General features: G+C 35.5%; 16 protein-coding genes. 12 read left to right on the forward strand and 4 right to left on the reverse strand.

The annotated features are described in order from the left end of the window. Genes BST92_RS06095 through BST92_RS15130 form a run of 4 tightly spaced genes read left to right on the forward strand, consistent with a single transcriptional unit; the run spans position 1 to position 4868 of the window. Positions 1-1218: a WcaI family glycosyltransferase gene (locus BST92_RS06095; protein WP_042269292.1), complete on the forward strand. Its 1218-nt coding sequence runs from the start codon at positions 1-3 to the stop codon at positions 1216-1218. Between the two features lie 58 nt (positions 1219-1276). After that, complete coding sequence (locus tag BST92_RS06100; protein WP_042269293.1) at positions 1277-2266, forward strand: UDP-glucuronic acid decarboxylase family protein; 990 nt, start codon at positions 1277-1279, stop codon at positions 2264-2266. After that, positions 2229-3617 (forward strand): undecaprenyl-phosphate glucose phosphotransferase, encoded by a 1389-nt coding sequence (locus BST92_RS06105; RefSeq protein WP_245910877.1) that lies wholly within the window; start codon positions 2229-2231, stop codon positions 3615-3617. Before BST92_RS06100 ends, BST92_RS06105 begins: the two co-directional genes overlap by 38 nt. After that, positions 3618-4868, forward strand: a complete 1251-nt coding sequence (locus BST92_RS15130) for a glycosyltransferase family 2 protein (RefSeq protein WP_211292450.1) — start codon at positions 3618-3620, stop codon at positions 4866-4868. Here the strand turns inward: BST92_RS15130 and BST92_RS06115 are convergent. After that, positions 4865-6163 carry a phenylacetate--CoA ligase family protein gene (locus BST92_RS06115; protein ID WP_105070645.1) on the reverse strand — a complete coding sequence of 433 codons (1299 nt, stop codon included), beginning with the start codon at positions 6161-6163 and terminating at the stop codon, positions 4865-4867. The genes BST92_RS15130 and BST92_RS06115 overlap by 4 nt on opposite strands. A 62-nt stretch (positions 6164-6225) precedes the next feature. Between BST92_RS06115 and purD the strand changes: the two genes are divergently transcribed. Further along, positions 6226-7497 (forward strand): phosphoribosylamine--glycine ligase, encoded by a 1272-nt coding sequence (purD, locus tag BST92_RS06120; protein ID WP_105070646.1) that lies wholly within the window; start codon positions 6226-6228, stop codon positions 7495-7497. Between the two features lie 10 nt (positions 7498-7507). Here purD and BST92_RS06125 read toward each other — a convergent pair whose 3' ends face one another. Next, entirely contained in the window at positions 7508-7750 is a 243-nt protein-coding gene (locus BST92_RS06125; RefSeq protein ID WP_036583203.1) for a DUF6341 family protein, read from the reverse strand. Between the two features lie 46 nt (positions 7751-7796). On the opposite strand from BST92_RS06125, the gene BST92_RS06130 reads away from it, so the two are divergent. From BST92_RS06130 to BST92_RS06140, 3 genes are read left to right on the forward strand one after another with little or no spacing between them, the layout of a single operon-like run. Next, positions 7797-8708 carry a DUF6427 family protein gene (locus BST92_RS06130; RefSeq protein WP_146105114.1) on the forward strand — a complete coding sequence of 304 codons (912 nt, stop codon included), beginning with the start codon at positions 7797-7799 and terminating at the stop codon, positions 8706-8708. Between the two features lie 56 nt (positions 8709-8764). Next, positions 8765-9373, forward strand: a complete 609-nt coding sequence (locus tag BST92_RS06135) for a DUF4254 domain-containing protein (protein WP_036583198.1) — start codon at positions 8765-8767, stop codon at positions 9371-9373. Between the two features lies 1 nt (position 9374). After that, on the forward strand, positions 9375-10400 hold the full coding sequence (locus BST92_RS06140) for a glycosyltransferase family 9 protein (RefSeq protein ID WP_105070648.1): 1026 nt from the start codon (positions 9375-9377) through the stop codon (positions 10398-10400). 12 nt (positions 10401-10412) lie between these two features. On the opposite strand, the gene BST92_RS06145 is transcribed toward BST92_RS06140, so the two are convergent. Continuing rightward, entirely contained in the window at positions 10413-10715 is a 303-nt protein-coding gene (locus BST92_RS06145) for an antibiotic biosynthesis monooxygenase family protein (protein WP_105070649.1), read from the reverse strand. A gap of 31 nt (positions 10716-10746) precedes the next feature. Further along, a complete protein-coding gene (locus tag BST92_RS06150; RefSeq protein ID WP_105070650.1) occupies positions 10747-16263 on the reverse strand; it encodes an alpha-2-macroglobulin family protein in 5517 nt (1838 codons plus the stop codon). 357 nt (positions 16264-16620) lie between these two features. Between BST92_RS06150 and BST92_RS06155 the strand changes: the two genes are divergently transcribed. The 4 genes from BST92_RS06155 to BST92_RS06170 all read left to right on the forward strand — a co-directional run bounded on the left by BST92_RS06155 (position 16621) and on the right by BST92_RS06170 (position 19988). Continuing rightward, entirely contained in the window at positions 16621-18477 is a 1857-nt protein-coding gene (locus BST92_RS06155) for a hypothetical protein (RefSeq protein WP_146105115.1), read from the forward strand. Further along, entirely contained in the window at positions 18465-18896 is a 432-nt protein-coding gene (locus BST92_RS06160) for a hypothetical protein (RefSeq protein ID WP_105070652.1), read from the forward strand. The genes BST92_RS06155 and BST92_RS06160 overlap by 13 nt, the downstream gene beginning before the upstream one ends. A gap of 137 nt (positions 18897-19033) precedes the next feature. After that, entirely contained in the window at positions 19034-19312 is a 279-nt protein-coding gene (locus tag BST92_RS06165; RefSeq protein WP_105070653.1) for a hypothetical protein, read from the forward strand. Between the two features lie 121 nt (positions 19313-19433). Further along, the gene (locus BST92_RS06170; protein ID WP_105070654.1) at positions 19434-19988 is read left to right on the forward strand and encodes a hypothetical protein; all 555 of its coding nucleotides are present in this window, start codon (positions 19434-19436) and stop codon (positions 19986-19988) included. Positions 19989-20017 lie beyond the last annotated feature (29 nt).

Here is a 20017-nt window from a genome sequence, read left to right on the forward strand (position 1 = left end):
TTGAAAGGAAAACACATTACATTCATAGGGCTCAACTATGCGCCAGAAGACACAGCCATAGGTCTGTATTCTACTCAAATGGTAGAAGCACTCACAAGTGCTGGCGCAACCGTAAATGTCGTTACAGCCTTTCCTTATTATCCGCAGTGGAAAATAGCGCAAGCCTATAAAGACCAGCCCAATTATCTTCAAGAAGAATATAAAGGCGCAAAACTCTACCGTTATAAGCAGTATGTGCCAGAAACGCCTACTTTTTTAAAACGCATCATTCATATTTTGAGTTTTACTAAAGGAAGTTTTTTCAATCTTAGAAAGATTAAAGAAGCAGATCTAGTCATTTCTATTATTCCGTTTACGTCCAGTGCATGGCTTGCAGGATATCATGCAAGAACTCACAAAGCAAAAAGTTGGATTCACATACAGGATTTTGAATTTGATGCCGCATTACAATCGGGTTTGTCTAGTGGTGGAAAAAAGTTGATTTTCAAGTATCTTTTTGGTCTTGAAAAACGCATTTTAAATAAGGCAAACACGATTAGTACCATAAGTCATAATATGATTGCAAAACTGGAATCCAAAACCAGCCAGCCACATTATTACTTGCCTAACTGGATTGATGAAAATCAAGTAAACCCAGCGACTGCAAAGCAGCATTCTTACTTACGCAGTGATAAATTTAAATTGCTTTATAGTGGTAATGTAGGAGATAAGCAAGATTGGGATTTTTTCTCCGCTTTCGCGAAAGCGTTACCAACACAACATTATGACATTATCATCGTAGGTGCTGGAGCAAAATACCAGAAGTTAAAGGATACTACAAACCAAGAAAATATTCACTTTTACGATCCAGTTCCTTTTGAAGAACTCTCAGATTTACTGTGTAGTGCTGATGCGCATTTTTTGTTTCAAAAAACCGAAGTGCTCGATACTGTAATGCCGTCTAAACTGTTAGGCATGATGGCTAGCGAGAAGCCTTCTCTAGTTTTAGGAAATGCAAAGTCTGAAGTAAAACAGGTGATGGAACTTGCAAATGCAGGTTGCTATCTCACTACTGCAAATGTTGAAACTGCCGTCAATCAATTAGAAAACTGGCGATTAAATCAAGAAGCAAGATTGCAAATAGGAAAAGAAGCAAGGTGTTATGTAACGCAACATTTTGCACGCAAACCTATATTAGACAATTGGGTAGATCAACTCACAGCATTACTGGACAGCTAGTATACGATGCTACCAGCCATTTTCCCTATATTTACAGCTCTAACCACAATTATATTCGATGAAGAAAAGAGTTCTTATTACTGGCGCAGCTGGATTTTTAGGTTCGCATTTATGTGATCGATTTATAAAAGAAGGATATCGTGTGGTAGCAATGGATAACCTAATTACAGGAGATCTCAAAAATATAGAACATCTTTTTCCTTTAGAACAATTTGAATTTTATCATAATGATGTTAGTAATTATGTGCACGTCGCAGGTGAGTTAGATTACATTTTACATTTTGCGAGTCCAGCTAGCCCAATAGATTATTTAAAAATTCCTATCCAGACATTAAAAGTAGGATCCTTGGGAACGCATAATTTATTAGGCCTTGCTAAGGCTAAAAATGCACGTATACTTATCGCCTCTACCAGTGAGATTTATGGAGATCCATTAGTACATCCTCAAAGTGAAGATTACTATGGAAACGTAAACACCATAGGACCTCGTGGTGTGTATGATGAGGCAAAACGATTTCAGGAGTCCATTACTATGGCATACCATCGTTTCCATGGTCTAGAAACACGCATCGTGCGTATTTTTAACACCTATGGACCTAGAATGCGATTGAATGATGGACGTGTAATCCCTGCGTTCATGGGACAAGCACTGCGTGGAGAAGACATTACCGTTTTTGGAGATGGAAAACAGACTCGTTCTTTTTGTTATGTGGATGATCAAGTAGAAGGAATTTATAGATTACTCTTGAGTGATTACAGTGATCCAGTAAATATTGGGAATCCGCACGAGATTACAATTGGTGATTTTGCAAAAGAGATTATAGAACTTACTGGTACAGATCAAAGAGTGGTTTATAAAGAACTACCTCAAGATGATCCATTAAAGCGCAAACCAGACATCACACTAGCTAAGGAAATCTTAGACTGGGAACCTAAGGTAACTCGTGAAGAAGGAATGCGTATTACTTTTGAATATTTTAAAACACTTTCTAAAGAAGAATTAGATAAACGTGAGCACAAAGACTTTACAAAACATATCAGACGATAGTATATCCTATCGAGATGGCCGTTATTCGGGACTGATAAGACCTTTTCTGTATTTAACAGATTTGTGCCTGATCATTGCTGGTGCGGGATATTTTTTTGATAGTAGTTTTGACTTACTCACTTTTGGAATTTTCATAGGTATATGCTGGGTGATAGTATCTATGCAATTTGATTTTTATCAAATACATCGCAATACTAAATTTATAACGCTGTTATTGCGTATTGCAAAACAGTCTGTCTTTTTTGCCTTCATAGTGTTTGCTTTTTTTGGCTATTATTATCAGCTTGATAGAGACTCTGTTTTTATATTTAAATACATAGGTGCTGCCATGGCTGCCATAGCGACCATTAAGGTGAGTATCTTTTTCTTGTTTAGAAACTATCGTAAGGTATTAGGCGGTAACCTTAGACATATTGCGATTTTAGGTGCAAATAAGGACACAGAACAGCTCAAGAACTTCTTTGCAAAGCGTCCTGATTATGGATACCGACTCAAAAATCTGTTTGATACAAACGACTCTTTTAATATTCAAGAGTTTACAGATTGGGTAATTGAAAATAATGTAGATGAGATCTTTTGCTCTGTACCAGCATTAACTAATGAGCAATTAGTTGAACTTACAGATTTTGCAGACAATAACCTGCGTACTCTTAAATTTCTACCAGATACATCTGCAGTACTCTCTAAACAGTTACACTATGAATATTATGGTAAAACACCCATATTATCTTTAAGACAAATACCATTAGACGATCCAGTAAATAAACTAGCAAAACGATCCTTTGATATAGCCTTTTCATTACTGGTAATAGTTGGAGTTCTATCCTGGTTAATACCTATAGTGGCCATCATTATTAAGTTAGAATCTAAAGGAGCTGTGTTTTTTAAACAAAAACGTAATGGACTAGACTATAAAGAGTTTACCTGTTATAAATTCCGCAGTATGGTACCCAATAAGACCGCAGATTTACACCAAGTCACACGTGGAGATCATCGCATTACCAAAATAGGGAAGTTTTTACGTAAAACTAGTATTGATGAACTGCCACAGTTCTTTAATGTGTTTTTAGGAGATATGAGTGTAGTAGGACCTCGACCACATATGGTGAGCCACACACACATGTATGCAGAACGTATCGATAAGTTTATGGTGCGTCATTTTGTAAAACCAGGTATTACAGGACTCGCACAAGTAAGCGGTTATCGTGGCGAGGTAGAGACTGAAGAGGATATCATAGGTCGTGTGCGCAATGATATTTTCTATATAGAAAACTGGAGCACCGTTATGGATTTGAAGATCATCTTTAAAACTGTGGCAAACGTATTTATGGGTGAAGAAAAAGCCTATTAGATGGAACTTGTATCTGTCATTATGCCTACTTATAACAGTGCTTTAACTCTTAAAGAAGCGCTAGACAGCATCATTCATCAATCATACAGACCTATAGAAATTATCACAATTGATGACGCAAGTAATGATGATAGTCTCGCTGTTGCGAAAAAATATGCACAACAACACAGCACTCAAGATTTACAGTTCGTTGCTCTAAGCAATGACGAGAACGCTGGAGCAGGAATAAGCAGAAACAAAGGAGTCGAAAAAGCCTCAGGTACCTATATCGCTTTTCTAGATGCAGATGATATATGGAAACCAGAAAAGCTTACGACTCAAATCGACGCTATGAAAACTCAAAACGCTAGCGTATGTTATGGAGCTTATGAGATCTTTAAAACCAATCCAGATCAGCCTATCTCAGTTTATAAAGTATTTGAAAAACTTACTTATGATAAATTGCATAAAACCAATTATCTGGGCAATCTTACAGGTATTTATAACGCTGCTGTATTAGGTAAAATAGCCATTCCATCATTGCGTAAAAGGCAAGATTGGGCCATGTGGTTAGACGTTCTTAAAAAAGCAGATTTTGCGATAGGAATTCAAGAACCTATTGCTAGTTACCGACTAAGCGATGGACTGTCTGCAAATAAAATAGAATTGGTAAAGCATAACTATGCAGTTTATAGAAAACACTTAGGTTACTCAGCGATGAAGAGCTATTGGAATATGATGTTGTTTTTTTATGAGCAGTTTCTTGTAAAGAAGAAAATGATAGTTTCGATTGAAAAAAAGCAAAAGGAGTCTTCAAAAAATGATGATTGGTTTCCTGATAAAATTTTAATTCAAAGAGAAGAAGATTATCACACACATTATTTAGGTGAACTTAATGATGGCCGATTATTCTTCGGTTATAACACCTTTATTTTTCCAAATGGCTTTCAGGCTGAAAATTGGCAAGAGTCTCGTTTAGAGTATGTGGTAGTTTATCTATTCGATAATAATGGTAAGTTTTTGGAGGCTTTATACAAGTTTATAGGTAAAACTAAAGATGTCCAGATTGGGGAATCAGAGCGTTTATTGTTACAATTATTACAGCCATTAGGTAAATTAAAATTTAGAAGTATTGAAGTCAAACCATTTTCAACAATAATTGATGGGTTTGAATTTGGACTTATTACAGATGATGAAATCCAAACCATTGAATTACAGCCAAGTTCTACTATTGCTTTTTCTGCTCCTTGGAATGGTGAATACGATACCTAATCCACTTCGCTCATAAATTGTTTCAATTTCCCACGATTACTGCGGTCTAAAGAATCTAATCTGGTAAAAATTACTTCAAGTCCTGGTTCTAGATATTGATCCATTGCGGCTTGAACTTGGGTTTTTTGTGATGCATCCATATCTGTTTTACTCACATATTGAATTTCAAAAGATGTTTCTGCTTTTTGAATGATTATAAATTCTAGTATGTTGACATCTTCATTGATAATCGATTTTGTAACATAATAAAAGGTCAATCCAGGAACGACTTTACCACTAGGTAATCTTGCGATATCACTGGTACGACCTTGTAGATTTTCTAGAATTCTGGTACCATTTTCTAGTGTTTTTAAACTTCCTAAATCGCCTATTTCATAGCGTATCATAGGATGTGCTAGGTTATATAAATCGGTAACGAGTATACGACCTATTATTCCATCTGTAACTGGTTGATTAGCATCATCGACTATTTCTATAAATAGATTTTGCTGGTTCAGAACAAATTCTCCTTGTTGATTTTCCATAGCGATTAATCCTACCTCGCTAGCTCCATATTCATTCACAATGGGAACACCTATCCATTTTTCAAGCAATTTGCGATCATCTGCAAAAAGCATTTCACTGGTTACGATACATATTTTTAGACTTGGGCAGTAGGTTTTGAGAGTTGTACCTTTCTCACGACAGTATTTTGCTAGTAGTACGATACTGCTGGTATAACCGTTGAGGTATTCGTATTCGCTTTCGCGAAAGCGTGATACATACTTCTTTAATATCGCGTCATTTAAATTGAAAATAGGAAACCTTTTGCGATTGCTCACATAGTCTTTAAGGAGTTCTACATATTTACCTTTTCCACTCAATGGTATCCCATAAAAACGAGCCTGTAAAGACGTGTTGAGGTCAATGTCATGTTCATTATAGGCATGATGAAATGCAGCCCAGGTAATCGCGTGTGCAAACTTATCTTTTGCATAAGTAAAAGGATGACCGCTAGAACCACTGGTTTTTCCTTTAAAAACGTTTTTTGAGCTGTAGTCGTTACTTAATCTTTCATGAAGTGGTTGCTGTAAATCTCTTTTAGTAAGTACTGGAAGCTTTGCCCAGTCAGTAGATTTGTTTTCTAATAGATTTATATAGAAGTTGTTATGCTTTAAATGATGTTGTACAATTGCCTTCTTTTGTTGTTCTATAGATTCATCAGTGTTACTTAATAATTGCTTAAAACGAGATTTGGCTTCCTGAATAGGGAAACCTTGCCATCTTAATATGTTGTCAAAAAGTTGTAGTGGCATTTTAAATTTTAAAGCAATATTGAGCAAGGTAAAACTTATTTTTGCATTCTTAAACACAACCTATGAACGTCCTTATTCTAGGAAGCGGTGGCCGCGAGCACGCTTTTGCATATTCAATTTCAAAAAGCTCTTTACTTTCTCAACTTTTTGTTGCTCCAGGAAATGCTGGTACGGCTCAAATAGCGACTAATGTAGCGCTAGGCGTGACTGATTTTCCAGCGATTAAAGAATTTGTTCTTGAGAATAATGTGCAAATGGTAGTAGTAGGACCAGAAGCACCACTGGTAGAAGGAATCTATGATTACTTTCAAGAAGACGCTGCTCTTAAAAATGTCAACGTTATAGGGCCATCTAAACAAGCAGCCATGCTTGAAGGTTCTAAAGAGTTTGCAAAAGAATTTATGGAACGCAATGAAGTTCCTACGGCAGCTTATCAAAGTTTTACTAGCGATACACTTAAGGAAGGAATGGCGTTTATTAATTCATTAAAGCCTCCATTTGTTCTAAAAGCAGATGGACTCGCTGGTGGTAAAGGTGTGCTTATAATTTCTGATGCTCAAGAAGCTAAAGAATCTCTTGAAGAAATGCTGGTAGGTGGAAAATTTGGCGCAGCATCTAATAAAGTTGTGATTGAAGAATTTCTAGACGGTATAGAAATGAGCGTTTTTGTTTTAACCGATGGCGACTCTTATAAAATTTTGCCTACTGCAAAGGATTATAAACGTATAGGTGAAGGCGACACAGGTTTAAACACCGGTGGAATGGGTGCGGTCTCTCCAGTACCATTTGCAGGAGATGTACTGATGCAAAAAATTGAGCAAAAAGTTGTCATTCCAACTATAGAAGGATTTAAAAAGGAAAACTTAGTCTACAAGGGATTTGTCTTTATAGGTCTAATGATTGTAGATCAAGAACCGCTTGTTATAGAATATAACGTACGTATGGGTGATCCAGAAACTGAAGCTGTTCTTCCACGTATATCTAGTGATTTATTAAGTCACTTAAATGCTTTTGCAACATCTAGCTTAGATCAAGAAAATCTAGTGATCGATGAGCGCAGTGCAACAACAGTAATGTGTGTTGCAGGTGGCTATCCTGAAGCTTATGATAAAGGGATGGAGATTACAGGACTAGACAAGGTAGTAGACAGCATCGTTTTTCATGCAGGTACGACTGTAAAAGATGATAAAGTAGTTACTAATGGTGGACGTGTTATGACAGTAACTTCTTATGGTACAGATTTCAATGAGGCACTAAAAAAATCCTACCAGAATGTAGATAAACTACACTTTGATAGGATGTATTATAGAACCGATATAGGATTTGACCTATAGTGGTTAATATTTATTTCTGATTTTTTCCTAAGAAAGAATGAGCAGTTTGTGTGTGGTCTTCCTCACCATTTGCTTCAAAAATACGTAGTTGCTTAATCCAGTAACCTAAAGCTACTATTAAAATTGCAATACAAATCCATGAAACGGTATTTGCTAACCACCAGTTTTCTAACTCTAATTCAGCTAGGGCTGAAAATGGAGCTAATAATATCTCTTCAAAAAAGTATGCGATTCCTTCAAAAAATTCTTTCATTACTGTAAATTGCTTTATACTGATGCAAAAATAGTCAAAAAACCATATGCTTTCTACTTTTTTTAGTACTTCTAGACCTGTTCACTATTTGATGGTGTTCATTATAGTAGTCTTGACGGTATTAATTACAATATTATGGGATCCACAAAGACAATGGTGGGAACTTATTGCTATACTAATTTTGTCGGGAAGCCTTGCTCTAGTTGAATTTATTGTGTCTAAAAACGATTTAACACCTTCATCCAGTTATGTGTTGTGGTGTGCTACAATTTTATCACTTACTTATCTTGCATTTAAAGTACCGCTGCATATTATGGTTGCATTGTTCTTTGTTCTGCTAGCAATTCGTCGTTTATTGAGTCTTAAAACAGGACATTCAATTATAAAAAAGATTTTTGACGCTACCTTTTGGATAGCTATAGCGACCGTCTTTTATCATTGGAGCGCCTTATTATATCTCTTGGTTTTTGTTTCTATATTTCTTTATGTGCGCAATGACTTCAGGCACTGGGCGACACCATTTATTGCATTGGGTTGTGTATGGGTTTTATTATTTACCTATGATTATGTGTGGGATAACCACGTCATTTCTTCGTTATGGGACTTATATAAATCTTCATATTTATGGGAGTATACAGTATTTCAAAGTCAAGAAATTATCTTGTTTTTTCTGATTATTTTTTCTGTGTTTGGACTATTTATTTACTTGACAAAGCTCATTGATATACAGCAAAGTGTGCGACCACGATTTACTATTATGACATTTATGGGTTTATGTGGTATTGCTTTATTTTTAATCGATTTTGAATCATTCTGTAATGGTGGATATTTATTTCTCATATTACCACTAAGTGTATTTATCGCAAGAGCAGTGCACGCAATAAATCATAAAATATTTAAAGAAATTCTTCTTTGGATTCCTGTTTTACTGCTGTTGGGCAGTTTTTTACTGTATTAAATCAAACCCTAAAATTGACTAAAGAGACTTATATTTGTATCTTAAAATAACAAATTATGTTCTCAGATAAAGCCAATGCTATTTTTCAAAAAGTCATCGATGTTTACCACGTTGTAAATACAGTTGATCAACCTTTTGAAAATGCATATGATCGTAATACAGATCTTATAGAGCACTTATTATATCGCAAGTGTTGGATTGATACGGTACAATGGCATTATGAAGATATCATCCGTGATCCTAACATTGATCCAGTTGCAGCACTAACTTTAAAACGTCAGATAGATGCTAGTAATCAAGATCGTACAGATATGGTCGAGTATGTAGATAGTTATTTTTTAGATAAATATGCAGATGTTACCGTTAAGGATAACGCCACTATTAATACAGAAAGTCCTGCATGGGCAATTGATAGATTATCTATCCTAGCCTTAAAGATTTATCACATGAATGAAGAGGCAACACGTACAGATGCTTCTCAATCACATATTGATGCCTGTCAGAAAAAATTAGACATTTTATTAGAACAACGTATTGATCTTTCTACTGCTCTAGATCAATTGTTAGAAGACATCGCGCATGGTCGTAAATACATGAAAGTGTATAAGCAAATGAAGATGTATAATGATGATGAGCTTAATCCAGTATTGAGAGCACGTAAATAATATGGCCTTACCGCAACGCATTATCGTTATCAGGCTCAGTGCCATGGGTGACGTGGCTATGTGTGTGCCTGTTTTACTTGCTTTGCAAAGAGATTATCCCAGTGTTGAGGTGATCACGCTTTCGCGAAAGCGATTTAAACCCATCTTATCACAAATACCTAACGTTACGTTTATAGAAGCTCAAGTAGACGATATACACAAAGGAATTCCCGGTTTGTGGAAACTAGCGAAAGAATTGAAAGAACTTCAACCACAAGCTATTGCAGATTTTCATAATGTGTTACGCACTAAAATGTTGCGTATATTTATGATGGGAATACCTAACGCTGTTATTAATAAAGGTCGCGCAGAAAAAAAGCAATTAATTGATAACTCATCATTTTTTAAACCTCTTAAACATAGTACAGAGCGATATGCAGATGTATTGCGAGATCTAGGTTTTGAAATTCATTTAAAACAAGACGAGTTTCTTCTAAAAAGATCCATTTCTGCTCAAATACTTGAAAAAGTAGGCAAAAATTCTTCTAATTGGATAGGTTTTGCACCATTTGCTGCACATCGTACTAAGGCTGTAGGTCTAGAAAAAGCTACTGAAATTGCTCAAAAGGTTGCTGCAATGTCTAACGTCAATTTATTATTATTTGGTGGTGGCAAAAAAGAAACCAGTGATCTAGCTCAAATGGCAAGCAGTGCAGATAATATTATCTCAATAGCAGGTAATTTAGATTTTGAAGAAGAGCTCAGTCTTATTTCAAATCTCGATGCTATGATTGCTATGGATAGTGGTAATGGTCACCTAGCAGCGATGTATGGTGTTCCTGTTATTACCCTATGGGGAAACACACATCCATATGCTGGTTTTGCACCTTATGCGCAGCCTATACAACGTCAACTTACTGTTAATAGAATAACTTATCCATTAGTTCCTACTTCTATTTTTGGTAATCAATTAGTGGACGGCTATGAAGATATTACTGATTCTATAGAGACTTCTCGCATTCTAGAAGAGTTGAAGAAGTTGTTGTAGGTAACTGCATTTTTATTCCTGCCCAAAACTATACTCACGTTCCACTTTACAAATGCGCACGTGATACCATTTATACCAATCAGATTTACCTAAGCGTTGCGCCATTTGATGATCCACTTGCTGTTTCCATTGGTCTATTGCTTCTAGGGAATCCCAGTAAGAAACAGTAATGCCTATTTGTTCACGAGCAGATTCATGATGTTTATATCCAGATTGTTGTTGTGCAAGTTTTTCCATTAGCCGCGCCATAGAATCATACTCAGAAATATTTTCTTTTTTAACTGAGGTAAATATAACGGCGTAGTATGAAGGCATTTTTAAACTCTTTAAAACAAATAAATTTTACTTACCTATTAATTTCAATCCATTGTCCTTTATTGCGCACAATATACTCGTTATCATACATCGCTTCACACTGTATACCTGGCAGGTAATAATTACCTAGATAACTTGCGTTGATAACCGTTTCAAAGGTGATGGACTTATTAGCTTGTAAGCTGAAGTAATAATTTACTCGATCATCTCTTATATCGGTATATTCAGCTTTGTTGCTTGTGTTGTCACCATACTCTGTAAAACGAGTATTGACTATTTCCCAACCACTAGGTAAAATCTGGCTTAAAGCGATATCATTTACATATAGACCTGTCGTATTTGTGATGATCACTTTTGCTGTGATTTCTGTTCCCTGTATGATATTATTCATATCAATCGCTTTACCGTTACTATCCGTATAGCTTACGATTGCAGATAGCTTACTTTTCACTGCCTTTTCTTCACCTACTGGTAATTTTCCTGTGGTTGCCGTAGTGATGAAAATACTGTTTTCACCATTGTTAGTTACAGATATAGAAGTCTCTTGTGTATCTATTTCTAAATCACGACTGGCTAAACTTTTACCACTTGAAACAGATGTAGAATTCCCTTTAAAACTATAACTAACGTCAATGCCTTTTCCTCCTATAAAATCTGCATATTTTGAAATAGCGAGTAGGGAATAGGCCGTCTCTTGTGTACTATAATACTTTTGAGAATCAAGTCCTTTTGCGAGGTCTTCTACAAGATTTCTTGCCTTGCTATTTTCTTTTAATAGAATCATGGTTTCTAGAGCCATAGCACGATTGCGCTGTGGTGATCCATAGGTTCTATAATCATATCTAGAAGGTTTAAAATCTATGTTTGAATTAGAGACCAACTCATTTGCCGCTTTTTGTTGACCTACCAGTGCATAAGCCGCGGCTAGTCTTAATTTACTTTCATTAGACAGATTTCTTGTTTCTCTTAATCTATTCATAGAAGATAAATCTGGCGCTCCGGCTAGTGCTAGTGTATAGAGTCGATATGCTTGATGCATGTCATTCCACTCCGTATAACGCCATTCTTTTGAAGCTCTTTTTTGATAGGCTATCCAGTTTGACTTGAAGGATATAGGTATGGTATATCCCATTTTCTCTGCTTCAATTAAAAAGTGGCCAGCATAACTTGTTCCCCAATCGTTTGCACTACCATATCCAGGCCAGTAAGAGAAACCACCACCAGAACGTTGGTAACGACCTAATTTTCTAATTGCGGCTTTAATATTCTTACTCGTTGCTGCTTGTTTAGTACTGGTCAAATCCACAACTTTACTCAAGTGTAATTGCGGGAAGGCAGCACTGGTAGTTTGCTCCACACATCCATGTGGATAACGGATTAAGTAACTCAATCTACGACCTAAATCCATAGATGGTAAACTAGAAAAACTGACTTGGGCACTGTTAGTTCCACCAGTTCCAAATGGTGTTATAGGAACGCTAACCGTTGCGCCAGCGGCAACCTCTGCCTTTTCTGATATGGTTGTATATGGATTAGGATTTACAATATCAATTTCAGTACTGTAAGCTGCTTTTTCTCCGTTACCGCTGGCTCTAAGTTCAAGTTTTGCAATACCAGCTTGTGATTTTACTTTGACATCAAAATATGCGATTTGGTCACCTGTTTCTGTAAAGCTTAGCTTTTGAGAATTCCCATTTAAAAATTCAAAGTATGGTGAGTTCTCCATGGTTACACTTACATTCTTCACTTTTTTATCCATTGCAAAGATGGTTACAGGCAACTTTACTGTTTCCCCAGGAGATAGTTTTCGCGGAAGCGAAGCCAACATCATTAATGGTTTTTTAACCGCAGTAGTTTTCTCTGCATTTCCATAAGATTCTGTAAGATCATTACCGGCTACAACCATGGTGCGCACAGAACCTACATAACGTGGAATATCGATAGTATGCGATTTACTGCTGCCAGCTTCTAACTGGAATGGCCCTAAGTGAATGACCATAGGTGTGAAGCGATTTGCTTTTTTCCCTTTGGCATCTTGTGCAGTTCCATCACCACCTATTTCAAAGGCAGCATCGATACGGCCGCCATAAGCGCCGACTACATCATCAAAAATATCCCATGTTTTTACTCCTAAAGCCTCGCGAGCAAAAAAGGTGTCCCAAGCATTAGGCGTTTTGAAATTTGTTAAATCTAATAGTCCTTCATCAACTACGGCAATGGTATAGGTCATGGCTTTACCGTTTTTCTCACTCACTTTTATGGTCGTCTGACTTTCTGGAGCGAGCTCATCTGGCATATGGATCACTGGATATAAATGTGAAGCTTTATTTTCTACTAGAAGCGGTATCACACCATACATTCTTAAAGGAAGATCGTTTGCGGTTTGTGCATGTGGCTGTAAATAAGTGATGTGCACAAATACATTAGGAACGTAAAGGTTGTTGAGAGGTATATTTACTACAGTTTCATCTTTTGTGGTGTTTACCCATTGTGCATCGAGCACTTCTGTTCCATTTTCTATGGTGACTAGTGCACGACCATCGCTAGTACTAGGGAAAGTGATTTTTGCATTTTCACCTACTACGTATTTTTCTTTATCTGCATTAAAAATAAGCATGGAAGCGGTTTCTGGGTCTGTCTTACGACTTTTTCCAGCCCAACCTGGCCAGTCTACATAAACTAATTTACCTGTCGCATGTCCACTGGTCGGATCGTATACACGCACTAAATATCGTCCCCATTCTGGATATTCTAGATTGAATTTAAAGTCGCCTTTACCATTACTACCAGTAGATACAGTGGTTTGCATAATAAGTTCTTTATATTCTCTAGATTCATAACGTGATAAACTGTTTGAAGAGCTTTGCCACCACCAGCGCCAGTTTACCTTATAAACTTTTACTTCTAGGTTTTTAGTTGCTTTAGGTTTTCCGTTTTCATCAACAGTTACTACATCAAATTTATGATCGCGATCTGTTACTAGCATTCCACGACGTTTATCTCCTGGTGGCACATCTAGACCAACATAAGTGTCATAAGGTGAATATATTTTGGTAGTTACGTTTGTACTGAAATCTCCACCGTTTTCATAAACCTTAGTCAAGAAGCTTGCTTTCAACATTCCAGGAGCTTCTGTAGACATGCCTGGTTTGAAAGTAAAACTAGCCTGTCCTTGCTGGTTAACGCTGCTATTTAATACTTCAACTTCTTCGGTATCATAATAGCGTGACGGATCGTCAAAGATGTAGCTGTTATAATCCTCAAATTTTGTAGTAGTAGGATATAACTTTGCAGTAATATCTGCTTTAAGTCCTTTTGCAGTTGCGCCATGTAACCACATGGTTTCTAGAGTTCCAGTACTTGCTTTTCCAGATTTTAAAATCTCATCTTCAAAATCTAGTTTTACCTTAAGTCGATTCGGTTTAATGGTTTCTATTTTAAGTGTTTTATTAAAAGTAGAACCACCTACTTCTATGCGTGCATTCCAGTTTCCTGTAGGTGCTTCATCATCTGTTTTTAGATCAAATTGGTAAAAATTATTCAATCCATTTTTTAAAACCTCTCGATGGGTGATTTTACCATTAGGATTGCGCAATTCTAGTTTGATAGGATGACCGTTGGGTAATTTATTATCGGCATCATTTAATACAAATGTTAGATAAATGTGATCGCCAGGTCGCCATACGCCACGTTCACCATAGATGTATCCTTTAAGACCATTGCTTAAGTTTTTTCCAGCAGTGTCAAATTTACTTACTGGTAATGCGTTACCATCATCTAACCTGACGTATCCAAATTGATTATTATAACTCACTTGTGCAAAAAATGCTTTCTCATCTCTTAAATCGATATGGAGTAGTCCTTGCGCATTAGTACGTCCTTCATAAATTTCTTGTTGTTGAAAATTAAATAACTCAACACGAGCGCCGCCCAATGGTTTAGTCGTCAAGATATTATTGATAGCAACCAGATAGGTGTTATTCTCACCACGTTTAACCGTTATTCCTAGATCGCTAGCAAGCACATTAGTACTAACACTTTTATTGCGATAAAAAGAATTTGAACAAGGATTATCACGCTCGCTCCAGTCATAATCATAATAATAGTCATCATAGTAATAGTTTTGATAACTATCCCAGTTAGAAAACTCAAAAGAAACGTCAAAATCGATCTCTTCTTCATCTTCCGTTTCTTCTAGTGTACTGTCATCACAATTGTAGGCACTATAGGCTTTTTTATATTTAAACTCTACACGATATAGTGCACCAGGATCTGGAGCAATGATCTTGCTTAAATCTATTGAAAAGACATTCCATTTAGTAACATCTTTACCACTACCGGCTAGATCGATCACGTCGCGTGCAACCGGTCTACCTACATTGCGCAAATTACCTTTATTGCTTAAGTTATTGCTTTGTAAATATTGCAGGACATTGTTAGTATAAACTTTATAAACCCAAACATCTACCGCTTTAAGATTCACGGCTTTAAAATTGATTTTTAAGTTTTGAGAAGAAGGTAAAATAGTACCGTTGCGCACTAATTCCACGGCAGGTTCTACCTGTTCAAAAGCAATGTAACTAGAGAAAGGAAATTTAAGGTTATACCCGTCAACACTTTTAATGCCTGTAAAGACCTCAACTTTTTTACTTCCGGTAACGGTTTTATTAGGATATAATTTAACCTCATTGCCGTCAACTTCAAACTTATATTTATCAACACCTTCAATTTGTATCAGTCCATCTAGATTTTGTCCAGTCTGTAAAGGATCAGAAAAATTGACCAGTATATATTGCGAATCGTTGTTAAACAGTTCTATATCTGTAACAGAAAAAGAATTCTTACCAGGTATGCGCACCACATTATCACCTTTGCTATCGACACCTATCGATTTACCATTCCAGCTTACTTCTATCTCTTCATCTTCAACAGGTCGTTTTATACTATCTATTTTAAATTCAAAATACTTTCCTAATTCATTATTATCAAGAATTTTAATAGGCAACTCTTTGCCGTTTAATGTCGCTTTTAATAAAAGATCAGCATTAGTTAAAGTCATCACGTCACTACTGATGATACTACCAGAGATGAATTGGTAATTACTATCATAAGAACTTACCGGTTCTGTACGTACTATAAAATCTTGTTTAATGGTTTTAAGCTCAAAATCAAATGTTTTAAAATCTGCTGGTACGTCTTTTACTTTTCCCAGTTTAAAACTCACTTTATATTTAGTGTCTTGTTCCAGTGGTTCATCGGGTACAAAAGCGATGGTCTGATGATCTAAGGACTTTACTATTCCATTAGCTCTAGGCGAAAGCGTCATGATATCATTCTCTAGCTCCATATCAACCTTCCAGCTTTCTACAGGCTCATTAAGTCGTATGATGATAGGTTCTCGAGCAGATATCACGTTATCAGAAACCTGTGCCACATATTCTCTAAACTTGAAGAAGGTGTTGACGTTTTCTTCTGTATTGATTTGCTGGTCGTCTTTACAGGCAAAAAGAAGCATGACAGTACAAAGAGCGAGGATTAACTTTTTCATAGAAATAGGTAGTAGGTGTGGTTAGTACTAGAATTCCTATAAAATTATAGAAACTAGTTGAGCAATAAGAGAATAACGAGAAAAATTTAAAAGTATTTTTATAGAAGTAGTTGAGCGATACATCTTAAGACTAGCGGTTGTTTTATTACTCAGTCATCATTTCCCACCATAAAACCGCTTTACCACTTACAATTAAAATATTTTTGAAGAGCAACTGTATAATTTTTAAAAGAGGTATTAATACCTATTGATAGAAAAATCTTACCTTAGTAATTTTAAAGATAATTTATAACCTTAAAATATGTTTAAACGCTCAAACGCTCAAACGCTCAAACGCTTAAATGGACAAATTCTCTATTGGCGATAGCACTTATGGCGATGTTTTCTACTACTAGTTGTGAAAGGGATGATACTCCACTAGAAACTATACAAGAGCAACCACAATTTAAAATTGAAAAACTAACAGGTTCTCAATTAACTAACAATCATTCTTTAAACAAGGCTTTAAATAGCGCAAAAGAATCATTGGGCATCAATACTTTTCAAAAATCAGTTTATGATTCTATCAATGGTTTTTACATTGAAGACACTGATGTTAATTATTTAACTAGTGGAACTTATGAGAGTTATACTTTTAAAATCACTGACCCAAGCGATACAACCCATTTAAAAAACATGGTGTTTTCAAAACAAATGGACTCTACCTATCAAGCATTTATAGTTGCATATGATTTGAACTCTATTTCCTTAGAAGACCTTAAGCAAGGTAATGTTCCATCAGACTTAACAGGTTATGTAATTTATACTCCTATAAATAGTGATTTTCAATTTAAAACAGACATAACCTATCTGGGAGAAGGTGACTGCGTAGGTTCTACACAAATTAGTCCGCGATCACGTTGTAATGGTGGTGGCAACCATAGCGATCCAAATGACCCTAAATGCAAAGCTGATAAAAAAGCAGGCTATCAAGAGGTTATAGTAACTATGATCCCATGTCCAAGGACTGGCGGAGGATTAGGAAATAATCCACCCAATGATACAGGTGCAGATTTAACAGGTGGTGATAATCCAGGTGGCACAGGTGATGATAATGCAATAGGGAATAATAATTCTAACACCTTAGTTGATGATCCTTGCAACAATCAACTTACCTTAAGTAACGGTGATTGCGCAGGAGTAGCTACAACACCTGTGTTTGAGATTGAACCAGTGCCTACACCTGTTGATGGTCAAACCCAACAGTTTTTTGATAGTCTTCCAGAGGACTTAAGAGATTTTATTAATAATGATCCATATGATCAAACTCGTGCGGAAGAAAATAAAAGGATTAGGGAAGAAATACGAGATTTTTTAAATGATGAAAATCATAGTGATGAGGCTAAGGACTTTGCAGAAGAGGTTATAAAGGCAAAAGAAGAAGATGAAGATAGTGAGGTGGATTTTGAGGATAGATTAATAAATCAACTAAAAGGAAAAGTTAAGTGTGTATATGAAATATTAAGAGGTTCTAGTCCTACATTCTCATCAAGCTTTATACATGACTTATTTGGATCAGAAAAGCAAATATCAGTGAAATTAACAATGGAGGATTTAACTGGACTTACCGCAACCAATGGAGGTATTGTTGCTGCTCGATCAGATGTGGTCTATTTTGCTTCAACAAATAATGCAAGACGTCATAAAATATTATTTGATCAAAATGTCATGAATAATATGACAAACCTAGAAATTGCATTGATTATATTACATGAGATTGGACATTCGGAACTAATTGAACGATGTATACAATTAGGAATGTTTAATAGTATTGTCTCAAGAAGTAATCAATATAATTTTGCTAACGTAACTCCGCCGCTAAATAATTTAAATGATGCTTATTTTGCTTTTATGGCGACTTCCTATAATTCATCAAACTCCACAGCAGGTATGGGACAATGGAATCATGAATTGTTCACAATAGGTAATTATAGACAAATCATGGGTCAAGCGTTATTGGACAGTAATTCATATCTTACAGATCCAACGACCACCTTTCCAAGCCTATCTTCAGCGATTCATGGTATGAGTATGAACGAAATTATAAATGATTTTACATGGACTGGGCTTGAGGAAACAACGGAATACCAAAATCATAATCCATCAGTATTAAATCGTATAAACACTGTACAAAACGCAATTAACCAAGAATATTCCAGATCATGTATAGATTAATATTTTTTTTATTAGCTGGTTATTCTCTATATGGACAAACAAATCAAGAAATTATATATCTTTTTGATAAAGTGGGATCTAATGTGCTCATGAAAGAATATCCTAAACAAGAATTATTGGAGTATAGTTTTTTACGGGCAAATGCAATTAAAAATCATTTATCAACCCATGAGGTCTTCATGTTTGATTTGATTCCTATAAAGGAAATTTCTGAAGAAGAATTTTGTAAGATACGAGCGACATCAGTTTACGATTTAAAGTCGAATGAACCGTTTGAACTTCACATGTGGCTAACGGAAAAATCACCATATATAAAGTTAATAGTTCCTTTTTATTATCATATTCCATCAAAACCATCTGGAAGGAAAAACAGATATTATATCTATTATGCCTCTTATAGAGGGACGCGATTTCAATAGATCAATTCAAAACCTCAAGAACTCTACTTGAGGTTTTTGTTTCTTCTTAGATGTTGAGATTACAAGATTTCCCACCACAAAACACCATTACTACTTACAATTAAAATATTTTTGAAGAGAATCTGTTTTAATCTTGCATGAAACACGCACTGGTATTTCTCTTTACTCTCATCATGGCAGCAGCCAGTGCACAAGAGTATGTAAATGTGAAAAAAGTGCGTCGTGCGGTAACAGACAGTATACAGTTGGATAGCATCAGTATCAATCCATCCTATTTCAAGATAGTAGATAGTCGCGGCATGCCAATAGATTCAACCGCTTATCGAGTAGATTTTGTAAAAGCGATGCTACTTGGAGAAATATGCAACAAGAAATTGAGAATTGGGTGGTGGAAAATGGTGGTCAAGCACAAATAGCACACTCAAAATCAGTACAAGTTCAAAAAGAGATTTTATTGGAGTTACTTACTGATGAGCAGCAAATTAATTCAATACCTTGTAATTAAATATGGATTCAAGTTTTTCAAAAATAGTTTACATGTTAATCAAAATCGTATCGCCAGCATCAATAGCGTTATTGCTTTTGCTAATTGATGATTATTTATGGGGATTACAATTTGTGGTAATTTATGCAGTAGTTATTATTCCTTTTAATATTAAGAAATTAAAACATGGTATTTTATTGACTGTTTTACTTTCTATGGTTATGTGTTTTTTAGTTTTATTATTTTCAATGGGCATTACCTCTGGTTTATGGTATCTAATAAGTGAAATTTTACCATTAGGGATTAAATCTAACTCACAGTTTTTAAATATTTCAGCAAATGACTTTTCTGCTTTAATTGCCATTGGTATTATATCACCTATACTTATGTTTTATGGTTATAGATTTATATTCAAATGGGAAAGAACGAGAAACAGTAAATATTTCTTAATTATTCCAATTGTAATATTGATGTGTTTTGGTTTTTCTGGTGTATTTATGGATAATGATAAGGTTATACCATTTTATTGGCAGTTAATAATGCTTGTTATAACTCAACTTACATTTTACCAAAAAGAACTTATATTTCTAATTAAGAAAGCCGATTAATAGAATCGAAAAAATATAAAACCCAAAAA

The sequence above is a fragment of the Nonlabens arenilitoris genome, from assembly GCF_002954765.1.
GTDB classification, from domain to species: Bacteria; Bacteroidota; Bacteroidia; order Flavobacteriales; family Flavobacteriaceae; genus Nonlabens; species Nonlabens arenilitoris.